Consider the following 16,768-nt stretch of genomic DNA (forward strand, 5'->3'; position numbering starts at 1 on the left):
GTAATGATTACGGTTTTTGCCACCAAACGTTAGTAGAAATCAAATCTGGACCTTGAGCAGCTACAGCTGTTTGATAATTGGTTGGATTTGCAGATTGAACATACACAGGATAAGTCATTCTTGCCGGCATAACACCACCATTTCTTAAACCTGGGCCCTTTGGCAAAATAGGATGACCTGTTCTGCGGTATTCAAACCATTGCTCCATATCTACCAAAAACAGGGCATAATATTTTTGCAAATGAATTTGCTCCATTTTTCCATCAAGTGATAGGCTATTGTCCCAATCTATATCTGCATCTGTTACATATTTTGTGAATGTACTTGAGCTTGTTGAAGTTGGAAATGCAGGTACCCAATAATTAATAGAATTTGCAATCCCATTGTTATAAAAAGTTTCGGCAGAACCATTAATCCATCCTTTAGCGGCAGCTTCAGATAAAATAAACTGAACCTCTGCAAAATTCATTAGAATACCTGTTTTTGTAGATTGTTGTAATGATCTTACCCCATATGTGCCTGATCCTAATGCCTGATCGTAAGAATAAAAATAGGCTTGTTTCACTACGCCTGTACCAATTGCATAACCACTCGGCACGCCAGAATATCCATTTGGTCCCTGTGCAATCCCCCATCTATTAGCGCCACCATCTCCATTTGGAGTGTTGGTATCGATACGAGGATCAGCCCAATCTCTTAAATGTTCGATGAAGAAACTACCTAAAGAAGGCGACCTAAAATCCTGTGCACGAACACCGTTTACATAAGGTGAAACATAAGCATCGGTACCGATTGTTCCGCTCCATTTTATGGTTGCACAATCTGCATTGCTGGTCATAATCGGATAGGTAGCGCTTTTGGTATCAACAATCTCTTTAATTTTTGCGATCACTTGAGCCGAAACCTCCGATTTACCTGAAACCCTTAACAAAAGCCTTAAATATAACGAGTTACAGAATTTACGCCATTTTGCAATATCTCCATTAAAAACAGGATCACTTGTTGGAACAATGGTTGTACCTGCACTTAAAAGTGTATTGGCTTCTTCCAGCTTGTTAAACATATCTAGGTAGATGTCTTTTTGCTTATCAAATGGGGCTTCTAAAACGCCGCTATTGCCTAGGTTAGATTTAGAATAAGGAATATCTCCATAGGTATCGCTAAGCATGGCATACACCCACGATTGGCAAACCAACGAAATGCCTTGATAAGATTTGTTAACCATACCAGGTTGCCCAGCCAGCTTGTAAATATCTTTAAAGTTGGTTAGCTGAACATACCAGGCATTCCACAAATAATCAGAGAATGTACTTCTGTATTCGTATCTAAAAACCGTTCCATCGCCATCGCTAATGGCAACCGTAACTTGCATTAACTCATTGTTGAAGTTACGGTTACGAATCATTGCCGGAGTTAAAGTATTTACTAAAGCCGGAGCCAATAATTTTTCTGGTTTAGTAGAGATGATGTTTATTGGGTCAACATTGATTTCTTGAAACCCTTTATCGCATGAGGAAAGTGTTGTAATGGACACTAAAACCGCACTGATAATTTTATATAGATTCTTTTTCATGGTTTAAAAGATTATATGCCAATTGATAAATTGAAACCGTACGTTCTGGTTGATGGAAACTGCCCTACTTCGAATCCGGTAACAATATCAGAACCAGCAAGTGTTCCAAATTCTGGATCGAACATTGGCCATGGCGACCAAATGAAGAGGTTACGACCATACACACCGAACGATGCAGTTGATAAGCCTAATTTTTTAAGGAACTTCGGATTAAACCTATAGTTGAATGAGGCCTCTCTGAATTTGATGAAATCTGTTCTAAAAGTGCTTCCTTCTGCATTATCCGTACCCATATGCGAGCGATAGTATTCATCAATATCATAAGCAACCGTTGTGTTTGGCACATAGGTTCCATCTGCCTTTTGCACCACACCGTTACCGATAATACCACCGTATCTTCCTGGCAGTGTTACGGCTAATTTACCTTGTTCTGCCAATTTATAGTTTAATAAAGAGTGCGCTACGCCACCCAATTGGGCATCAAAAAGAACGTTTAAGCTAAAGTTTTTGTAACTGAAGTTATTTCCAATACTTCCTTTGTATTTCGGCATGGTATTCCCTAAGTAAACCACATCAGTAGTAATTTTTGCAAATCCTGTTGTGGCATCATAAACTACATTGCCGTCTGGGTCGCGAACATAGCCTCTGCCATATAAATCGCCCATACTACCACCAACTTTGGCAACAATCTGTCCGCCAGCTACCGGTCCAGTTCTTAAAATGATCGAACTATCGGTTAAAGCCTTAATTTTGTTTTGATTGGATGCAAAGGTCAAATTCACTGTCCATTTAAATCCATTCTTAACCGTAATCGGAGTTCCGTTCACAGCAACCTCTACCCCTAAGTTATTTACTTGTCCAGCGTTAATTAATGCTTGGTTATAACCAGATGAACGATCTACCACACGTGTTAAAATTTGATTCTTAGTGTTACCCGCATAAACTGCAACATCAAAACCTAATCTGTTCTTAAACAAGCTCACTTCGGTACCAACCTCATAAGTAGTTGTTTTTAAAGGTTTTAAATTCTCATTAGGTAATATTGATGGGTTTTGTAAAGCACTATCTGGGTAAATTCCATTAGAGGCCAAAGAATAGGTATAAGCTGTTCTGTATGGCGTTGTACCGCCACTACCTACTTGCGATACTGAAGCTCTGATTTTAGCAAAGCTGATGGCTTTTGGCAATTTCCAGAATTCAGACAATACAAAACTTCCGCTAATGGACGGATAAAAGAAACCAACGTTATCTGTTCTAGTTACGGTAGCCAAAACGCTACTCCAATCTTTACGAGCGGTAACATCTACATACAAATAATTTTTATAGCTGGTAGATAGGATTCCGTAAAAACTGTTTATTCTGTATCTGCTGGTATCTGGAATAGACACCAATGGATATAAATTATTAGTTAGTTCATATACGTTTGGCACTCTTAAACCATCTGCACGTAAATCAGATTTGTTGTATTTATTTCTCAACTGACTACCTCCGGCAGATAGATTGAAGTTTAAATCTTTACCAACTTGTTTTTCGTAGCGAACCAAGAAATCGCTGTTGGTTTCTTGCGAATAAATATTTTGTTTACGAATAGAACCTTGTATTAATTTACTACCAGCATCGTAAGGACGTTCTTGCGCACGTTTCTCCTTCGCCATATCAATACTTGTACGCAATTGAACGCTAAGATTTTTTGTAATCTGGTAGCTCAATTGGGCATTCGCTGTTAAGTTGTTACGACCAGTTTTGTTTATAAATTCATTTACAACCGCATAAGGATTTTCAGGGAATGAACTAAATGGATATTTAATTTGTCTGCCTTCCTGACCATTTACCCAATAATTTTTAATCCAATCTAAACTTGCGTTTGGCTGCCAAAAAATATACCAATACATTAATGATTGGTTACCGTAACCTGCACCGGGCAAGTTATCGCTAAACCGATTCCCGTAATTAAACTTTGTAGAAAATTTAAGTTTTTTAGTAATGTCTGTATTGGTCGATAACGTAACCGTTGTCCGCTCTATTCCCGTTTTTGGAACAATCCAAGTATTGTTTTGGTTGGTGATGGATACACGGGCAGTTGTTGTTCTGATTTTTCCATCAATGCTTAATGAGTTTGTTAAATTTTCACCCGTGCTGAAAAAGTCTCTAATTTCATTGGTGTAAGGCACCCAAGGCGTTCTTGTTTTCCCTTGTGTTTGTGTTACAGGGTCATATTGAAAGAACATTTGTCCATCAAAACGAGGCCCGTATGCCGAACTGGTTCCACTTGTGCTGGCGCCATCGGCAGATGCCCCATAAGAATAATATGCTGCACCGTCTAAACCTTGTCCGTATTCATACTGCAAATCTGGCCAACGGTTAACCTCCTCGAAAGACCCGTTAGAGGTGAATTTAATGCCTACTTTCTTTCTTTTAGAGTTGCCGGACTTGGTGGTAATTAAAATCGCACCATTAGCCCCCCTTTGGCCGTATAAGGCCGCCGCACCAGGGCCTTTAAGCACGGTTACACTTTCAATATCTTCGGGATTAATATCATTGGTTGTGCTACCATAATCAGCCGGCATGTTATCGCTACCTGTTCCATATACAGCATCTGATCCATTGGCAGTACGCCTACCCCCACTATTGTTAATCACCACTCCATCAACAACTATCAAGGCTTCGTTATCACCAGTCAGGTTGTTTTCTCCACGCAAAATGATTTTAATTGATCCTGCTGGCCCGCTGTTGGATCTAACCAAGTTTAACCCAGCAACTTTACCCGACAGTGCGTCTGTCCAGTTGGTAGATACCGCATCCGTAAGTTGGGTGCTATCAATTTTCGTTACCGCATAACCCAACGCTTTTTCTTCCCTTTTGATACCTAATGCCGTTACAACTACCTCATTTAGTTGACTGCTAGAAGATTTCAATCGAATGGTTACGCCTGTTTGGTTGGCAGAAAAAATTCTACTAATTGGCGTATAACCCACCATATTGAATGAGATTGTACCACCTTTTATAATAGATACAGAAAACTCTCCATTTTGATTGGTAACGCCTAAAACACGTCTGGCATTATCGCTAATCGTTGTTCCGATAAGCGGCAACCCATCTTCGTCATCTAATATCTTTCCTTTAATGGTAACATTTTGATTAATGGGTTGCTGAGCAAATAACTCGCCTGCGCCGGTGGCCAGAAATAAAATGCTGAGGGTTAAGATTTTGAAACAAAATGAAAGGGATGTCGACGTTAAAAGTGATCTCTTCTCATCTTCTTGAGGATGCTTAGGGAGTGCATACACAAGGTTTTTCCTATGCCGAAGCACAGAAACAGTTTGAGTAAAAAGTTTATTCATATGTAAATCCGGTTACTAGGTTTAATTAATAGGGTAATTTTTTGCTTATTTCGTTTTTCGGATTAGCGGCAAAGTAATGGGATCAGCATTAAATTTATATTAAGCCATTGTTAAAAAAGAGGAATGGAAGCTCATAAATTACGGATTGTTTAGTTTTATACTTTTTATGGTTTCGTTAATAAAATTATAAAAACAAATCGAAACTAAACACAATTTACGGAAATCGGAAAAAAACTTTGTATTTAAGAGATGAAGCTTGGAAATAGGAGGCACACAAAACATACATTTTGTAAGTTTGGGAAGACAAAGCCAAGTTTAATTATGCGATTTACAACGTTTTAAAAGGATTTATCAAAAAGCAAGCACGTGAAAAAGGTCAAAGTAGAAGGTCGTAACAATTTCATTACCCAAAGGACAAACGTTTGCACAACCATAATTTAACAAAATGAAACCTAAACCTGTAACATTCTTGTGTATAGTAAGTTCGAAACCTAAAGAAAGGTTCTTATCGGGACTTTAGCTGGTAAACCACATACCTCATGTAAACTTTTCTTAAAGAAATTGTTCGCTCTAAGATAACTAAGCCGATGATGGGTAAAATCGAAAATTCGAAATGCTCAAATTTGTAAAAAGTGAAGGCAAAAAGTAAAATCAATCTAAAGCATTCCAAGTAATAAATCCATTTTCTTTGCTCCAATAAGGCACCTATGTTAATTAAGGTAAGCAGCACAAAAACCAGCATGGCCATACCATCAACCCATTGGAAATAGCTATAAAAAAGTGTTGTCAGCGTAAGTAAAACCACCACCAAAATCAGCTGAATATTGGCGTAAATTTTAAATTTAAACTTAGATGATTTCGGTTGAGAATGCTGGAAATATTTTTGCTCCAGTACAGGCCGGATATTTTGATCCATCAGCGCAGGGCTTCCGAATAACGCATTCCATTTGCCTTTAAATGTAGTTGCGCGCTTATAAGCCGCTCCAATTTCCAGATAATAATGAAAATGTTGCCACAAAAAGCTAAAGCTCTTAATGGGATGAGTTAAACCATACTTTGGTGGCTCCTCCTCAGTTTGAAAGGTTCCAAAGAGTTTATCCCAAAATACAAATACATCACCATAATTTTTATCTAAATATTTTTCATCTGATGCGTGGTGCACCCCGTGTAACGAGGGGGTAATGAAAATATTTTCTAGCCAACCTATTTTCCCAATGAGTTGAGTATGGGTAAAAAATGAGTAAGCGCCATGCGCTAAAAGTATGGTAATAATCATGTTAGGGTGAAAACCCACCAAGGGCAGTAGGCACCAAAAAACATTTCTAAAAATGGCCTGAATGGTGGTTATCCTTGCAGCAGCCGATAAATTAAACTCCTCGCTCTGGTGGTGAACAATGTGTGCAGCCCATAGAAAATTAATTTCATGTCCTAAACGATGGTACCAATACCAAACCAAATCTGTAGCCAAAAGCAGTAAAATCCAAACGTACCATTTGTTAGGAATATCAAAAATGGAGTAATTGTTATAAACCCAAATATATATCTGATAAAAACTACCCGCAATGAAAAGATTGAGCAATCGCTCTGCAATACCTACGCTAAAATTGGCCACGGTGCTCTCATATTTAAAAACGGCAGCCTTTCTTTTTTGCTGCGCAATTTTATATTCGATAAAAACAAAAAGAAAGAACGCAGGGATGGCAAAAGCAAGGTAGTTTATATGATGCATAACCGATAGAATTAGGGCTTCAATAAACAACAAACATAATAAATAACTACAATATACATAGACTTTATAGTTATTATTTTAAATTAGTTCATTTTCTATTCGTTTAATCTTTTTTGTTTTGATTAATTTGTAAATATCAGTTTGACAAAAAAACAAAACAATGGCTACAAAAAATAAAGCTACCAATTCCAACATTTTATCCATAGATATCGGCGGTACAAGCATTAAAACAGTCCTTTTAGATGAAGATGGAAACATGCTCACCGAATATTTAAAAAGTAAAACGCCTGCAGAGGCCATACCAAAAGATATCGTTACAGGCATAATAGATTTAATAAAACCCTTTCCAATCACCTATGATCGGGTATCCATAGGCTTTCCAGGTTATGTAAAAAATGGCGTTGTTAAAACAGCTCCCAATTTGGCCAAGAACAAATGGGAAGATATTGATTTGGCCCAGCGCGTTGCAAATGCACTGAACAAATCAGTAAGATTAGTGAATGATGCAGATCAACAAGGTTTGGGTGTTGTTGAAGGTAAAGGTTTTGAAATTGTTTTTACGGTAGGCACAGGCTTTGGTACTGCATTACTTTTTGATGGAGAACTTCTGCCCCATTTAGAGTTGGCACATTTCCCAATCAACAAAGAAGAAGATTATGACGATTACATCGGAAATAAAGCTTTTGAGAAAATCGGTACAGAAAGATGGAATAAACGGTTAAAGAAAGTAATCGACATTTATAAAACAGTTTTCAATTATGATGCCTTATATATAGGCGGTGGAAATTCTAAACACATCGATTTTAAACTCGACGACAATATTAAACTTGTAAGCAATAGAGACGGAATTAAAGGAGGTGCCAAACTTTGGAAACTTGCCGATAAGTATAATATTTTTACGGTAGAACCAAAATCATAAGCCGATTTTATTACAATCTTTTAACCTTACACACTATAATATTAATTTGTAAACCCTAATTTTGGGTGCATAATAAAAAATAAAAAATGTCAAATAACGATTCTAAACAATATAAATTGGGAATGATTGGTTTGGGCACAATGGGCCGAAACCTCTTACTAAACATGGCTGATAAAGGTTTTTCCGTAACAGGTTACGATAAAGACCAAAAAATGATTGCAAAACTTGAAGAAGAAGGTAAAAAACATCAATTGGAAGGTTTTGATGATATTCAGGCATTCATCAGTCACTTATCAACACCGCGCACCCTAATTCTTTTAGTTCCTGCCGGACCAATTGTAGATAGCGTTATTGCAGAATTAAAGCCGCTTTTAAGCAAAGGCGATATTATAATTGATAGTGGAAATTCGCACTTCACAGACACCAATCGTAGGGTGGATGAATTGGAAAAAGATGGCCTACATTTCTTTGGAATGGGCATTTCTGGTGGCGAAGAAGGTGCTCGTTTCGGACCAAGTATGATGCCAGGTGGCGATAAACAAGCCTACAGCGTGGTAAAAGATATTTTTGAAGCCGTAGCTGCTAAAGTGGGTTCCGATCCTTGTGTAACGTATATAGGCCCAGGCGCATCGGGTCACTTTGTTAAAATGGTACATAATGGTATCGAGTACGCCATCATGGAACTCATCGCAGAAGTTTATGGAATCCTTAAAAATGGTTTAGGCTATAGCAATGCGCAAATTTATCAAGTGTTCAAAAAATGGAACGAAGGCAGACTCCAATCCTTCCTTTTAGAAATAACGGCCGAAATATTTTTGTTCAAGGATACTGAAACACAAAACGATTTATTGGATCAAATTAAAGATGAAGCCCGCTCTAAAGGTACAGGTAAATGGACGTCAGAAGTTTCTATGGAACTTCAGCTACCAATTCCAACCATAAACGAAGCCGTCTCTAATCGCGATTTATCCAAGTTCAAAGCCTTAAGGGTTTCCTTAGAAAATGCTTTTGGTAAAAAAGATAATAAAATCGACATCAGCATTGACGATTTGGAAAATGCGTTTTACTTCTCGATGATTAGTGCTTATGCGCAAGGCATGCATCTGTTGGTGCAGGCATCTAAAGAATATCAATACGACTTACAATTGCAAGAAATTGCTAAAATTTGGAGAGGCGGTTGCATCATCAGAGCTAAATTCTTAGAAGATATTTATCAGGCTTACGATAAGGACAACGCTCTGGAGCATCTATTTGGCGATGCTGGCATCCAGAAAATCATTAACGGAACCATTGCCGGAACACGTAAAACCATTTCGGCCTGTATAAATGCAGGTGTTGGAATTCCGGCCTTTGCTTCTACCCTAACCTACTTCGATACCATTACAACGGGTAGAATGCCATCTAACTTAATTCAGGCACAACGAGATTTCTTCGGTGCACACACCTTCGAACGTATTGATAAAGATGGCGTTTTCCATGCCGACTGGAATAAACTATCTTAAAATTAACCACACGAATACAACATAAAATGAAAACCAAAACCGCGTTAAACCCCACAATATTTGTCATATTTGGTGGTACAGGTGATTTAAACAAAAGAAAACTAGCCCCTGCTTTATACAATCTTTTTATTGAAGGTTATATGCCCAATAATTTTGCAATTATTGGCACAGGTAGGACGGAATTTACAGATGATAGCTACAACAAAGCGCTAGAAGATGCTGTTAATGAGTTTTCTCGCACAGGAAAAGTGAAAAAAGATAAATGGGATGATTTTGGAAGTAAAATTAGTTATTGCCCTACCGATTTTGCTCAACCTAAAACTTTCCAAAATTTAAAGGCAAGTGTAGAAAAATATCAAAAAGAATACGGCCCAGAAACACAGGTTATTTTCTACTTGGCTGTAGCACCAAACTTTTTCCCAATTATTGCCGAGTGCTTGCAAAAGTACAAGCTCACGCAGAATGAAGACAACAGTAGAATTGTAATCGAAAAACCTTTTGGCCATGATTTGGATTCTGCTAAAGAATTGAATAAACTTTTAAGCAACATATTTACCGAGAAACAGATTTATAGAATAGATCATTATCTAGGTAAAGAAACCGTGCAAAACATGATGGCTTTCCGTTTTGCAAACTCCTTATTCGAGCCTCTATGGAACAGATCTTATATTGATCACGTTCAGATTTCGGTAACAGAGCAATTGGGCGTTGCCGATCGTGGTGGTTATTACGAAGGTGCTGGTGCACTTCGGGATATGATTCAAAACCATTTATTGCAATTGCTTTGTTTAATTGGAATGGAAGCCCCAATCAATTTCGATGCCGATGAAATTAGGAACAGAAAGGTGGAAGTTTTAAAAGCCATGCGCCCATTTTCTGCCGAAGATATCCGTTTTCACACTGTTCGTGGGCAATATAGTAAAGGCTGGGTAGAAGGTAAAGAAGTGCCGGGTTACCGCCAAGAAAAAGGGGTAGATCCTCATTCCAATACAGAAACCTTCGCTGCCGTAAAATTCCATATCGACAATTGGAGATGGCAAGGCATTCCTTTCTACTTAAGAACTGGAAAGCGCTTAAACCAAACTTCATCTTTAATAACCATTCAGTTTCGGGATGTTCCGCATCAAATCTTTTCATCTGGTGTAACAGAAAACTGGCAACAAAACCGCTTGGTAATCAGCATTCAACCAGAAATGAGCATTCGTATGCAAGTGCAAGCAAAGAGACCAGGTTTGGATATGGTGTTAAATCCGGTGGATATGGTTTTTGATTACAAAGGAACTTACGATAGCGATACCCCAGAAGCTTACGAAACTTTATTGCTTGATGCGATGATGGGCGATCAAACCTTATTTATGCGCGGCGATCAAGTAGAAGCTGCATGGGAGCTAGTAATGCCAATTTTGAACACTTGGGAAAGCAAAACATCAATCAACTTCCCGAACTACCCTGCAGATAGCTGGGGACCAGAAGAAGCCGAGGCATTAATTGCAAGGGATGGCTTCCACTGGTTTAATTTACCATTAAAGAATAAGGAATAATACTCATCCCATCATGGGATACAAAAGGCAATCTTTATTATTCAACTACTTGATGAGATAAAGATTGCTTCGTTTACATTTAAAGCGTGATCCAACAAAAATGAATTTACTCATATACAAAACACCAGAAGAACTGAATCAAGATTTAGCTGATTACATTATCAAAGTTGCTGAAGTGTCGATTGAAGAAAATGACCGGTTTAACTTCGTTTTAACTGGTGGCAATTCTCCAAAAAGACTCTATAACCTGCTTGCAACGGAATGTAAACATCGAATTGATTGGGAAAAGGTTTATTTCTTTTTCGGCGATGAAAGGAATGTTCCATCTGATGATGAAAATTACAATGGCTTAATGGCAAAAAAGGAACTGTTTGACAAACTTGAAATTGCTGAAGATCATATCTTTTACATCAACACAACCTTGGCGCCAGAAAAAGCGGCAATTGAGTATAAAAAAGCAATTGACAACCATTTTAAAGGGAGCGATCCCATCTTTGATTTTATACTATTAGGTATGGGTGATGATGCGCATACCGCTTCTATTTTTCCGCATACTAAGCTTGTTAAAAACGAGGAGGCTACCGTTTCATCGGTATTTGTAGAAAAATTGAACACCTATAGAATTAGCTTAACTGCACCATTAATTAATAAAGCAGAAAATGTTGCGTTTTTGGTTTTTGGCGAAAATAAAGCTGAAGCCATCAAACATGTTATCGGCGGTGAGGTGAAAGACTTTGACACTTACCCATCACAACTCATTGATCCAATTGATGGAAAGCTGACATGGTTTGTTGATGAAGCTGCCACAAAATTATTGGAAAGCTAACAGTTGGCCATTATTTATTTAAAAGGTTTAGTAAGATGCAAAATCAAGAAATAAACCATTTTTTAGAAGGAAAAACGGAATATGCTTTAAGCTTATTCCGTTTTTTTGTTGATACCTTAAATGGAATCGGCACAATAAAGCTAGTGCCGCTTAAAACTATGATTGCAATAGCGGGAAGGCACCAATTCGCTTACATTACGCAGGTTGGAAAGAATTTTATTCACCTCGTAATTCCTTTTCCGCAACCCTTTGATGATAATTTTTGTTTCACTAAAATTGTTCAAGTAGCGGGCACGCCACAGTACAATCACCACTTAAGAATATATTTCGAAGAAGATTTGAATGATGAAGTCAAAGATTTTTTACGTCTCGCCTACAATAAAGTAGATGCTGCTGAATGAGGTCTCAATAATATTAAGATGTGGATAATTAAGCTTGTCGAGAAATGCTTTTCAAGTAAAAATTACAGATTTATAATCTCCAAAGTCAAAGGTTTCTCCGCTATGGTCTAAAGGACGATCGTTTAATACGGTCTGAATGACGACCCTTGAATACGGTCGAAAAAACGAAAACCCAACCTATTTTTTAATCTAAGACCTAATCTAATTTTTCTTCAATTAAAAGTTTGATAATCCCATCGGCCATACCGACTTTAGGCACAAAAATTTGCTTAATTCCTGTCCATTTCATTAAAGTGAGGTAAATTTCACAAGCCGGAACAATTACGTCAGCTCGATCTGGATTTAAACCCAAAGTATGGATTCGCTCTTTTAAAGAATAACTGGTCAGCTTGTTATACATTGCATTTAGCTTTTGTAAAGATAATGGTGCATGCTCTTTCTCATCAGACATCCTAAAGAGCTTATTGATGTTTCCACCTGTTCCAATTCCAGCTAAATTCTTATAATTTTTGGTGTTATCTTTCACCCATACCTTCATTTCTTCCCAAGTTTCTTCTTTATCCTGATTGTCGAGAATGCGGATCGTTCCAATGTTGAAAGACCTCGATGCTTCGGGTACACCTTTCACAAAAACTGAAAGCTCCGTGCTACCACCACCCACATCAATGTATAGGTAAGTTTTATTTTCATCCAGCTCTTCCTCAATGTGGTTGGCGTAAATGATATTGGCTTCACGTTGACCTTCAATAATTTCGAGGTCTAAATCCGTTTCTGCTTTAATTAGTTTAACAATTTCGGCACCATTACTAGCTTCACGCATGGCAGAAGTAGCACAGGCTAGATATTCGGTAACATGGTAAACATCCATTAAGTTTTTAAATGCAGCCATTGTTTTCACCAAATCACCTGCCTTTCTAGATGAAATGTGCTGATCTAGGAAAGCATCGTCGCCCAAGCGGAGTGGAACACGAATCAGCGTATTTTTTTTGTACTTATATTTTCCATCTTGTTTACTAATGTCTGCTATAAGCAATCTAACCGCATTCGATCCGATATCTATGGCTGCGTATCTTAACATTCTATTGGTGCTTGGTTTTTAAATAATTATAAATATCAATCTGCGCGCGTATCTTTTTACTCAATCTGTTTTTGTGGTATTTGTTGTTGTTCAGCGCGTTAATCTGCCGTGATTTTGTGTTGTCTTGTAACTGAAGGTCGATGATGTCCTGCAACTCTTGCTTCACGTCAGGATCAAGAACCGGAAAACCAACTTCTACCCGATGTTCAAAGTTTCTGCTCATTAAATCGGCTGACGATAAGTACATGTCGTTTTTTCCATTATTGCTGAAGATATAAACACGGGCATGTTCTAAGAATTTATCAATGATACTAATAGCCGTAATGTTTTCGCTAAAGCCCTTTACACCAGGCACTAGGCAGCAAATTCCTCTAATAATTAATTGGATTTTAACCCCTGCATTGCTTGCTTCGTATAGTTTGGCAATTAGTCCTTCATCAGCTAAACTATTCACTTTCAGTAAGATATAAGCTAATTTTCCAGCCTTAGCATTTCGAATTTCGCGGTTAATAAAATTAACCAATTTAGATCTGCTCTCTAAGGGTGAAACGATTAGATGTTTAAATCCTTTGGTTACAGTTCTTTTGCTCAAGGCATCAAAGAGCTTTACCAAATCGTTTGTAATTTCTTTTTTCGCCGTGAAAATGCTGTGGTCGCAATATAAACCAGCTGTTTTTTCATTAAAGTTACCGGTAGCTAAATTGGCATAGTAAACCGGCTTATCCTTTTCCATTCTTTTAACCAAACATATTTTAGAGTGCACTTTATAGTCAGTTAAACCATAATTTACCTTAACCCCCTCCTCCATTAGACGGGTAGTCCAGAAGATGTTGGCCTGTTCATCAAAGCGGGCCTTCAATTCGAGCAAAACAGAAACATTTTTTCCGTTTTTGGCAGCATTAATTAAGGCATTAATTACTTTGGAATTTTCTGCAAGGCGGTACAGTGTGATTTGAATATCCGTCACTTTTGGATCGATGGCCGCTTCTCTCAGAAACAAAATGATATAATCGTAAGATTGATATGGCAAATTGATGAGGTAATCTCGTTGCGCAACTTTTGCAAAAACGCTCTCCGTTCTATGCAAACCATGAACCTTCAGCGGAACGTTTGGCGTATATTCCAATTCCTTTTTTCCTACGTTTGGAAAGGCAATAAAATCGCCAAATTTGTGGTAACGGTTACCTGGAATTAAACTTTCGGCCTCTAGTTTTAGCTTGTTTACCAAAACGGTAAGCATGTTTAGGGGCATAGCAGAATCGTAGAGCAAACGCATGGGTTTCCCCTTTTTACGCTTTTCTAAACTATTCTTTAAATCTTCTATAAACTTATCATTTATGTTTTTATCAATATCAAGTTCTGCATCTCTTGTTAATTGAATTGAATAAGCTTCTAAATTATCGTAGGTAAACACATAAAATATATCGTCCAAGCAATAGCGAATGATATCCTCTGCCAAAATGATGAACTTTAAATCGTTGGTTTCAGGTAATACCAAAAAGCGAGGGAGGCTCGGTGGCATCTCAATCAAAGCATATTTTTCCTTTACCTTATTGTCTGTTCTGGATAATTTTACGAAGAAATACAAAAATCGATCTTTCAGTTCGGGAAAGGGTTTATCCATATCCAACATAATCGGAACCAAGTTGGACAAAATTTTATCGCGAAAGTGATTTTTAACAAAGGCGCCCCTACTTACGTTCAGCTGGGTATCATTTAAAATAAAGATTCTGTTTTGCGCCAGCTCATTAATCAGCGTGGCTTGAAAAAGCTGATCGAATTTACGTTCTTGCTTTACAACAATATTTTTAATTTCATTCAGTATTTTTTTTGGATTAAACCCAAGCAATGCTTTAGCTTTTTCGTTTAGATTGGTAAGCCGCGTCATTGTGGCCACCCGAACCCGATAAAATTCTTCTAAGTTTGATGAAAATATAGATAGAAACTTAATACGCTCAATTAGTGGTACGGTTTCATCTGCGGCTTCCTGCAACACACGTTCATTAAAATACAACCAACTGATCTCGCGATTAAAAAATGGTAACTTCTTCTTGCTCATCTAAAAAAATAAAAATCCCTGCCTAAACAGGGATGTCTCAAAACTGCAAATTAATTTGTTAAATCGATGTTAATTCATTAGCGTATTAACGTTAACAAATTATTTTTTCTTGTTTGGCGTAACGGCTTTTTTAACGGCTGTTGTAGCTTTTGTCGCGGTATCTTTGGTTACAGATGTGGCTTTAACTGTTGCTTTTTTGCTGGTTGCAGCAGCCTTTTCGACAGCAACTTTCGCATTCGCCACTGGCTTTGCAACTGCCTTTTTAACCGCGGTTGCAGCTTTAGCAACTGGTTTAGAAATTGCTGTTTCCGCTTTCTCCTCTGTTGCGATAGCGCCTACTTTTATGCTTTGTACCACAGGTTTCGACTTGGAAACAGCCTTTTTCACAACTTTTTGAGCAGATTTTTCTGCCTTATCTATAATCTTTGCTACGGTTGGTTTTACCTCTTTTTTAGCTGACTTATTGGATTTAACCAAATCATCAATTTTATGGCCAACATCGGCTTTAATTACCGTGAATTTTTTAGTTAGTTTTTTAGCTACTCTTTTACTTGCTTTCCCCACTTCATTGCTAATGTCAGATACATCGTGCCCTAAGCTTTTGATAACATCTAGGAACTTATCGGTAATCGATTGTTCTAACTGCTTTTTAACATCTTTCTTAGTAAGCTTTTTTAAAGACTTTGATTTAGTGGTTTTCATATTATTTTTCGTTTTTTTGTGGGGTCGATTAATTTATCTTAAATCTACTTATTTTTTTACTTTAAAGCTAAAAACATGCCTTCTTTTGATATTGTAAGTAAAGTGGACGCGCAAACACTTGATAATGCGATTAATAATGCCAAAAAGGAAATTTTAAATCGTTTCGATTTCAACGGTTCTAAAAGCACGGTCGATTTGGATAAAAAAACCAACGTTGTAACCATTGTTACCGAAGATGACATGCGGTTGAAAGCCATTACGGATTCAATAATTTCACGGATGATGAAACAAAACTTGGACCCAAAAAGTTTGGATTTTGGTAAAGAAACCATCGCCTCGGGAAATATGATTCGTAAAGAGATTACAATTAAGGAAGGCTTAGATAAAGAAGCAGCGAAAAAGGTTGTTGCCAAAATTAAGGCAAGTGGCCTAAAGGTACAGCCGGCTATCATGGATGATCAAATACGAGTTACCGCCAAAAAAATTGATGATTTACAAGCCGTGATGAATGTTTGCAGAGCCGAAGATTTTGGTCAGCCTTTACAGTACATTAACATGCGTAATTAATTGTAAATTAACTTCTTATACCAAAAATATCATCATCTCGTTAACAATAATAAATACAGTGTTGGATGGAGATTATAGAAAACGGCTTTGTTTTTTCAGATCAAAAAGAGTTGTTAAAAATAGAGGCAATACATCGTTACCTTAGCACTGAATCTTATTGGGCTAAAAATATTCCCTTAGAAACAGTAAAGCGTTCCATAGAGAATGCTTTGTGCTTTGGCATTTATAAAGGTGGGGAACAAGTTGGATTTGCCCGTTGGATTACCGACAAGGCCACGTTTGCATGGCTTTGTGATGTGTATATTGAAGAAGAATATAGAGGATTGGGCTTATCCAAAAAACTGATGGCTTTAATGATTTTCCATCCAGATTTGCAAGGGCTTCGCCGCTACCAATTGGCCACTTTAGATGCACATGGCTTATACGAACAATTTGGTTTTTCTGCCATCCAGAACCCAGAAAGACAGATGGGCATCGTTGTTCCAAACGTGTATGAAAAACCTGTACCTTAATTTATAAAAAAACCTTTT

At 37.5% G+C, this 16,768-nt stretch carries 13 protein-coding genes; 7 read left to right on the top strand and 6 right to left on the bottom strand.

The genetic code is table 11. The annotated features are described in order from the left end of the window. Positions 1-7 precede the first annotated feature (7 nt). From DHW03_RS04250 to DHW03_RS04260, 3 genes are all read right to left on the bottom strand, one after another. Positions 8-1,573: a SusD/RagB family nutrient-binding outer membrane lipoprotein gene (locus tag DHW03_RS04250; RefSeq protein ID WP_109924480.1), complete on the bottom strand. Its 1,566-nt coding sequence runs from the start codon at positions 1,571-1,573 to the stop codon at positions 8-10. A gap of 11 nt (positions 1,574-1,584) precedes the next feature. Then, positions 1,585-4,914, bottom strand: coding sequence for a SusC/RagA family TonB-linked outer membrane protein (locus tag DHW03_RS04255; RefSeq protein ID WP_109924481.1), 3,330 nt, complete (start codon positions 4,912-4,914; stop codon positions 1,585-1,587). A gap of 505 nt (positions 4,915-5,419) precedes the next feature. Beyond that, positions 5,420-6,643 carry a sterol desaturase family protein gene (locus DHW03_RS04260; RefSeq protein WP_109924482.1) on the bottom strand — a complete coding sequence of 408 codons (1,224 nt, stop codon included), beginning with the start codon at positions 6,641-6,643 and terminating at the stop codon, positions 5,420-5,422. Positions 6,644-6,803: 160 nt separating this feature from the next. On the opposite strand from DHW03_RS04260, the gene DHW03_RS04265 reads away from it, so the two are divergent. The 5 genes from DHW03_RS04265 (at position 6,804) to DHW03_RS04285 (ending at position 11,832) form a co-directional block, all read left to right on the top strand. After that, positions 6,804-7,562: an ROK family protein gene (locus tag DHW03_RS04265; protein ID WP_109924483.1), complete on the top strand. Its 759-nt coding sequence runs from the start codon at positions 6,804-6,806 to the stop codon at positions 7,560-7,562. Between the two features lie 86 nt (positions 7,563-7,648). Then, positions 7,649-9,064, top strand: coding sequence for an NADP-dependent phosphogluconate dehydrogenase (gene gndA, locus DHW03_RS04270; RefSeq protein ID WP_109924484.1), 1,416 nt, complete (start codon positions 7,649-7,651; stop codon positions 9,062-9,064). Between the two features lie 26 nt (positions 9,065-9,090). Next, positions 9,091-10,605 (top strand): glucose-6-phosphate dehydrogenase, encoded by a 1,515-nt coding sequence (zwf, locus tag DHW03_RS04275; protein WP_109924485.1) that lies wholly within the window; start codon positions 9,091-9,093, stop codon positions 10,603-10,605. Positions 10,606-10,705: 100 nt separating this feature from the next. Continuing rightward, a complete protein-coding gene (pgl, locus tag DHW03_RS04280) occupies positions 10,706-11,431 on the top strand; it encodes a 6-phosphogluconolactonase (protein WP_109924486.1) in 726 nt (241 codons plus the stop codon). 35 nt (positions 11,432-11,466) lie between these two features. Next, complete coding sequence (locus tag DHW03_RS04285; protein ID WP_109924487.1) at positions 11,467-11,832, top strand: DUF5655 domain-containing protein; 366 nt, start codon at positions 11,467-11,469, stop codon at positions 11,830-11,832. Between the two features lie 196 nt (positions 11,833-12,028). Here DHW03_RS04285 and DHW03_RS04290 read toward each other — a convergent pair whose 3' ends face one another. From DHW03_RS04290 to DHW03_RS04300, 3 genes are all read right to left on the bottom strand, one after another. Then, entirely contained in the window at positions 12,029-12,910 is an 882-nt protein-coding gene (locus tag DHW03_RS04290; RefSeq protein WP_109924488.1) for a Ppx/GppA phosphatase family protein, read from the bottom strand. A 1-nt stretch (position 12,911) separates the two neighbouring features. After that, on the bottom strand, positions 12,912-14,969 hold the full coding sequence (gene ppk1, locus DHW03_RS04295) for a polyphosphate kinase 1 (RefSeq protein ID WP_109924489.1): 2,058 nt from the start codon (positions 14,967-14,969) through the stop codon (positions 12,912-12,914). Positions 14,970-15,068: 99 nt separating this feature from the next. Beyond that, positions 15,069-15,671 (bottom strand): hypothetical protein, encoded by a 603-nt coding sequence (locus tag DHW03_RS04300; protein ID WP_109924490.1) that lies wholly within the window; start codon positions 15,669-15,671, stop codon positions 15,069-15,071. Between the two features lie 75 nt (positions 15,672-15,746). Here DHW03_RS04300 and DHW03_RS04305 point away from each other — a divergent pair, with 75 nt between their 5' ends. Together DHW03_RS04305 and DHW03_RS04310 are read left to right on the top strand one after the other, a co-directional pair. Then, positions 15,747-16,238: a YajQ family cyclic di-GMP-binding protein gene (locus DHW03_RS04305; protein ID WP_109924491.1), complete on the top strand. Its 492-nt coding sequence runs from the start codon at positions 15,747-15,749 to the stop codon at positions 16,236-16,238. A gap of 65 nt (positions 16,239-16,303) precedes the next feature. Then, positions 16,304-16,750, top strand: coding sequence for a GNAT family N-acetyltransferase (locus DHW03_RS04310; protein ID WP_109924492.1), 447 nt, complete (start codon positions 16,304-16,306; stop codon positions 16,748-16,750). The last annotated feature ends 18 nt before the right edge of the window (positions 16,751-16,768 follow it).

Origin of the sequence: Pedobacter yonginensis, from assembly GCF_003173595.1 — a bacterium.
GTDB lineage: Bacteria > Bacteroidota > Bacteroidia > Sphingobacteriales > Sphingobacteriaceae > Pedobacter > Pedobacter yonginense.

Excerpts from the sequence above, each read along its gene's own strand:
- DHW03_RS04250 (WP_109924480.1), bottom strand. The coding sequence starts at position 1,573 with ATGAAAAAGAATCTATATAAAATTATCAGTGCGGTTTTAGTGTCCATT.
- DHW03_RS04255 (WP_109924481.1), bottom strand. The coding sequence starts at position 4,914 with ATGAATAAACTTTTTACTCAAACTGTTTCTGTGCTTCGGCATAGGAAA.
- DHW03_RS04260 (WP_109924482.1), bottom strand. The coding sequence starts at position 6,643 with ATGCATCATATAAACTACCTTGCTTTTGCCATCCCTGCGTTCTTTCTT.
- DHW03_RS04265 (WP_109924483.1), top strand. The coding sequence starts at position 6,804 with ATGGCTACAAAAAATAAAGCTACCAATTCCAACATTTTATCCATAGAT.
- gndA (WP_109924484.1), top strand. The coding sequence starts at position 7,649 with ATGTCAAATAACGATTCTAAACAATATAAATTGGGAATGATTGGTTTG.
- zwf (WP_109924485.1), top strand. The coding sequence starts at position 9,091 with ATGAAAACCAAAACCGCGTTAAACCCCACAATATTTGTCATATTTGGT.
- pgl (WP_109924486.1), top strand. The coding sequence starts at position 10,706 with ATGAATTTACTCATATACAAAACACCAGAAGAACTGAATCAAGATTTA.
- DHW03_RS04285 (WP_109924487.1), top strand. The coding sequence starts at position 11,467 with ATGCAAAATCAAGAAATAAACCATTTTTTAGAAGGAAAAACGGAATAT.
- DHW03_RS04290 (WP_109924488.1), bottom strand. The coding sequence starts at position 12,910 with ATGTTAAGATACGCAGCCATAGATATCGGATCGAATGCGGTTAGATTG.
- ppk1 (WP_109924489.1), bottom strand. The coding sequence starts at position 14,969 with ATGAGCAAGAAGAAGTTACCATTTTTTAATCGCGAGATCAGTTGGTTG.
- DHW03_RS04300 (WP_109924490.1), bottom strand. The coding sequence starts at position 15,671 with ATGAAAACCACTAAATCAAAGTCTTTAAAAAAGCTTACTAAGAAAGAT.
- DHW03_RS04305 (WP_109924491.1), top strand. The coding sequence starts at position 15,747 with ATGCCTTCTTTTGATATTGTAAGTAAAGTGGACGCGCAAACACTTGAT.
- DHW03_RS04310 (WP_109924492.1), top strand. The coding sequence starts at position 16,304 with ATGGAGATTATAGAAAACGGCTTTGTTTTTTCAGATCAAAAAGAGTTG.